The 1,878-nt window shown below is 27.6% G+C and carries 2 protein-coding genes; one reads left to right on the top strand and one right to left on the bottom strand.

The window, feature by feature from the left end; all coding sequences use genetic code 11:
- Positions 1–523: 523 nt before the first annotated feature.
- Entirely contained in the window at positions 524–1,510 is a 987-nt protein-coding gene (locus FMAG_RS06760) for a tyrosine-type recombinase/integrase (RefSeq protein ID WP_005885329.1), read from the bottom strand.
- Between the two features lie 77 nt (positions 1,511–1,587).
- Between FMAG_RS06760 and FMAG_RS13815 the strand changes: the two genes are divergently transcribed.
- A partial coding sequence (locus FMAG_RS13815; protein WP_040493855.1) for a hypothetical protein occupies positions 1,588–1,878 on the top strand: 291 nt, incomplete at its 3' end.

The raw sequence follows: 1,878 nt of genomic DNA on the forward strand, positions 1-1,878 counted from the left end.
TTATGTAGTTTTTGATAATTTTGAAAGTTCCGAAAAGTCAATGAAATTAAGACTTTTATATTTTGAGATTACTCAAGTCTTTTATAAAAAACTCCTAAAGACATACTTTAAGAAAAATTATAAAAGCAAGTAAAATCAATACTTTTTCAAAAATCATAAAACTAAATTTTTTAAATAAATTATGAAATTTATGTAATGTTACATATGTTTTTTACATTGGAATCACTCCTCAAAGTTTGACTTTTTGTTATTATTTTGTTATAATTAAAGTGTTCAAACCCCCGCAGGGGTTGTAGTGTGATTAATTAAGCTTAGAATATTAGCCCTAATAATTTTATTGGGGCTTTTATTCTGCCCTTAAGCAAGGTAGAAATCACACTACATGAGGAGGAATGCTCGATGAATATTTTTATTCAAAACATCCACTTTGATGGAGGACTACTTCTTTTACTAGTAGTTATCATCATTGTAATGTTGTACAGAAAGTAGCATTACCTCCAACCCTGCGGGGTACTTTTTTTATTTAAAGTCCTGCTCTTCTTCTTAATTCTAATAATCTTAATTTTATTTCTTCCTCTTCTTTAGCTTTCACATAGTGTTCTGATGTAACTTTTGAGTCTTTATGATATCCAAGCATAGCTCCATCATTAACTGTTCCAGCTCCTGAAATTATATTAATAATAGTTTTCCTAATACTATGAGGATAGTAGTTCTCTATTCCTACTATTTTCCCCATCTCTCTTACTCTTGCTCTTATAGTTTCCTTACTCATTTGCTTATATGTTCTGTTGTACTTAGTAACAAATAACCAATCTAAATCTATACCTAACTTCTCTCTTTCTTTTATCCATTCTACTAATATAGCTCTTGTTTCCTCAAAGAATAAGACTGGTTTAACATATCCTTCTTTATGTCTAACACCTATAAAGCAATTATTATTTAAATCTAATTGAGATAACTTCAAACTATGTCCTGCAGAGATTCTTACTGCACTATCAAGGAATAAATTAAATATTAATCTATCCTGGATATCAAATTTCTTTTTATCTAACTTCATCATAAAGTTTATTTCCCATATCTGCTTTTGAGATAGGAAATATGATGTCCTCCTTTTATCACTTTCAGTAATTTTTATTTGCTCTATCTTTCTAAAAGGATTTATTTTAATAAAATCTCTCTTTTCACACCAGTCAAGGAATGTTGATACTGCTGTTCTCTTGTTTCTAATAGTTTGATTATTATTTCCTTGCTGGATACATAACAATACATATCTCTCCCAAATTCCTGTGAAGTTTTTTATTGTATCTTCTGAAAGAATATATCTATTATTCTCATAAACTTTTAAATACTGAAAAAATAGCTTTACATTATTAAAATAAGTCTTATAGGTTGTCTGTACTGTTTCTTTTGACTGTATAGCTTTGCTTGTCAAATAAGCATTGTAAACCTCCCAGTTCTTTCTGTTTACTCCAAGTTCCTGCGCTTCCATAATTATTAGTTCTTTTTCCATTTTAATATCTCCTTATATTTAGTATAAAGAGATATTTTACCATATTTTAAAAATTGGATAATTTAAGTGAAATTTATTTGAGTATTAGTGATAATGATACTAATGATAGCATCTTAGAAAAAATAAATTCTGAGTTAACTAAAGGTTTTTTTTCTTTAGTTGTTATATTTAAAAATACAACTAAAAATTTTAATATTCTTTTAAAAAAGACTAATTTGAATAAAATAAAAGGGATTCAAATTATATTTCAAAAGTGGAACTCATCAGGAGAAGTTACTATATCTAATCTAGCATCTGACAATTTAACTTCTGGAATAGGAGATGATTTTAATGGTGCAAGTTATAAAGGAACTATGGTAGGAGCAACT

The sequence above is a fragment of the Fusobacterium mortiferum ATCC 9817 genome, assembly GCF_000158195.2.
In the GTDB taxonomy this organism is placed as follows: domain Bacteria; phylum Fusobacteriota; class Fusobacteriia; order Fusobacteriales; family Fusobacteriaceae; genus Fusobacterium_A; species Fusobacterium_A mortiferum.